Consider the following 3124-nt stretch of genomic DNA (forward strand, 5'->3'; position numbering starts at 1 on the left):
CGGCGGGCGTCCGGCGCTCGCGCCGACGCGTGCCCGCCCGGCTGCGCGCCGCCGCGGCGTCGGCGGGCGGCGCCCCGCGCGCGGTCGCCGGCGGCCTGCGCCTGGTCCGCGGTGACCGCGTGCTGCTCGGCCTGCTGCTGGTGGAGGTGTTCGCCGCGGCGGCGATGGTCGTCTTCGAGTCCTTCCAGCCGCTGCGCCTGGCCGAGCTGCTCGGGTCGCACGAGGAGGCGGGCGCCGTCATGGGTCCGGTCGCATCGGTGGGGTGGGCGGTGTTCGCGCTGGGCTCGGGCCTGGCCGGGCTCGTCTCCGGGCGTCTGGGGGTGGCGCGCACCGCGCTCGCCGCGCGCGTGCTGAACGGGGCGGGCGCGGTGGCCATGGGCCTGGTGGCGGGCCCGGCGGCGCTGGTGGTGGCCTACCTCGTGACGTACGGGCTGCACGGCAGCGGCGGGCCGCTGTACAGCACGCTGCTGCACCGGCAGGCGCGGGCGGGCAACCGCGCGACGGTGCTCTCGCTGGCGTCGATGACGATGTTCGTCGCGTACTCGGTGCTGTCCCCGGTGCTCGGTGCGCTGGCCGACGCGGTGTCCACCCCCGTGGCGATGGTGGCGGGCGGCGCGTTCAGCGTGCTCGGCGCGGTCTGCTTCGTGCCGGCGCTGCGCCGCGAGAAGCAGATTGCGGGGCAGGGACGGGTCGCCGTCCGCGTGTAGCGCGTCCCGGGCGCCGTCCCCAGCGCGGCGGTGGCGGTCGGCGTCCACAGCGCGGCCGGCGGGCCCCTCCGGCCGCCGGGGCCGGCAGCCAGGGTGGCCGGCATGGAGGAACGGACACGGACCTGGACGACGGCGCCCGGCGGCCCGACGGCGCCCGGCGGCCCCGCGGCGCCCGGTATGCCCGTGGCGGCCGGCCGGTCGGGCGTCGTCGCCGTCGTGGGCGCCTGCGGAGGTGCGGGCACGAGCACGGTCGCGGCGGCCCTCGCGCACGGCCTGCGCCGGACCACCGGGCGCGGCGTGCTCGTGGACCTCGACGCGCCGGGGCCGGGCGTCGAGGTGCTGCTCGGGGTGGAGGGCGAGCCGGGCGCGCGCTGGCCCGAGCTCGCCGCCGCCCGCGGCGAGGTGGACGGCCGGGGCCTGGTGGCCGCGCTGCCGCGGTGGCGGTCCGTGCCGGTGCTGTCGGTGTCGCGGCTGCGGGCGGAGGCACCGGACGACGACGTCGTGCTGGACGTCTGCGCCGGCCTGCTGCGCTCCGGGGAGCACGTGGTGCTCGACCTGCCGCGACGGTGGACGCCCGCGGTGCGGGCGCTGCTGGCCGGGGCGGACGACGTGCTGCTGGTGGCGCCCCTGACGATGCCCGGCGCGGCCGGTGCCGTGGCGCTGGCGACGGCGGTCGCCGCGGCGCGCGGGGACGTGGGCGGCGCCCGCCCGGGCGGCCCGGCGGTGCCGCGCCTGGTGTGCCGGCGTCCCGGCCCCGGCCGGGTGGACCCGGTCGACCTCGAGGAGCTCACCGGGATGCCGCTGGCCGCGGTCGCACCCACCGACCGGCGGCTCGCGGCCGCCGTCGAGCGCGGCGAGGGGCCGCCCGCGGGGCGGCGGACGGCGCTCGGCAAGCTGGGCGACGCCCTCGCCGCGGTGGTCGGCACCGGGGCGGGCGGCGCGGCGCCCGACGCCGCGTCGGGCCTGCCCGTGCCCGGCCCGGCGTCCTCGGCGGGCCCTGCCGCCGCTGGCGGGATGCTCGGGCTGCACGGCAGAGCGGGTGCGGCGTGAGGCGCGCGGAGCTGGAGCCGGAGCTGCTCGACGAGGTGCGCACGCGGCTCGGGGCCAGGCCCGTCACCGGTGCCGGCTACCGCGCCGGCCCGGCCGAGGCCGAGAGCACGCCCGACGACGGCACCCTCGCCGACGCGCTGCGCGCCAGCGGCCGCGTGCTCGGCAGCGACGCGCTGCGCGACCTCACCCGCGCCGCCCGCGCCGAGCTCACCGGCGCCGGCCCGCTGCAGCCGCTGCTCGAGCTGCCCGGCGTCACCGACGTCCTGGTCAACGGCCCGCACGAGGTGTGGGTCGACCGCGGCGGGGGCCTGGAGCGTGCCGGCGTCGATCTCGGCACGCCCGCCGCGGTCCGCGCGCTCGCGGTCCGGCTCGCCGCCGTGGCCGGCCAGCGGCTCGACGACGCGGCCCCGGTCGTGGACGGCATGCTGCCCGACGGCACCCGGCTGCACGCCGTGGTCGAACCCGTGGCACCGGCGGGCGCCGTGGTGTCCCTGCGCGTGCTGCGGCAGGCGGCCTTCACCCTCGACGCCCTCGCGGCCCACCGTGCGGTGCCCGGCGAGTGGGCGGGCCTGCTGCGCTCGCTGGTGGCCGGCCGGGCCAACGTGCTGGTCTCCGGCGGCACGGGGACCGGCAAGACCACCCTGCTGGCAGCCCTGCTCCGGCTCGTCCCGGCCGACGAGCGGGTGGTGACGGTGGAGGAGGCCCGCGAGCTGGCGCCCGCGCACCCCCACGTGGTGCACCTGGCCACCCGGCGTGCCAACGTCGAGGGCGCCGGCGCGGTGAGCCTCACCGACCTGGTGCGCGCGGCCCTGCGCATGCGCCCCGACCGCCTCGTGGTGGGCGAGTGCCGAGGAGCGGAGGTGCGCGAGGTCCTGCTCGCGATGAACACCGGGCACGACGGCGGCCTGGCCACGCTGCACGCCAACGCCGTCGAGCACGTGCCCGCCCGGCTCGAGGCGCTCGCCGCGCTGGCCGGCATGCCGCGCGACGCGGTCGCCGCCCAGGCGGCCGCCGCGGTCGACGTCGTGCTGCACGTGCGCCGGGAGCGCGGCCACCGGTTCGTCGCGGAGGTCGGCATGGCCGGCCGGCACGACTCGGGCGAGCTGGTGGTGCGCGCCGCCGCGCGCTGGGACGGCCGGGCCGCTGCGCCGCAGGTCACCGACGCCCCCGCGTGGGCACGGCTCCGCGAGCGGTGGGGGCCGTGGTGAGCGCGGGGGCGCTCGCCGCCGGCCTGGCGTGCGCGACCGCCACGTGGCTCGTGGCCGCGCCGGGCGGGCGCCGTGCGTCCGTGGCGCTGGCCGTGCCCGGCCACGCCGTCGCCCGCGGCGCGGACCGGCCGCGGCGCGGCGGGCCCGCCCGGCCCGACG

At 81.1% G+C, this 3124-nt stretch carries 3 protein-coding genes; all 3 read left to right on the top strand.

The genetic code is table 11. The annotated features are described in order from the left end of the window. Nucleotides 1-707, top strand: a 707-nt coding sequence (locus GSF02_RS18345) for an MFS transporter (protein ID WP_328799045.1), incomplete at its 5' end; no start/stop codon positions are given. Nucleotides 708-809: 102 nt separating this feature from the next. Continuing rightward, complete coding sequence (locus GSF02_RS18350) at nt 810-1757, top strand: P-loop NTPase (RefSeq protein ID WP_159798806.1); 948 nt, start codon at nt 810-812, stop codon at nt 1755-1757. Beyond that, nucleotides 1754-2965: a TadA family conjugal transfer-associated ATPase gene (locus GSF02_RS18355; RefSeq protein WP_159798807.1), complete on the top strand. Its 1212-nt coding sequence runs from the start codon at nt 1754-1756 to the stop codon at nt 2963-2965. Before GSF02_RS18350 ends, GSF02_RS18355 begins: the two co-directional genes overlap by 4 nt. Nucleotides 2966-3124: the final 159 nt, after the last annotated feature.

The organism is Puerhibacterium puerhi, assembly GCF_009846865.1.
Classification (GTDB): Bacteria; Actinomycetota; Actinomycetes; order Actinomycetales; family Cellulomonadaceae; genus Puerhibacterium; species Puerhibacterium puerhi.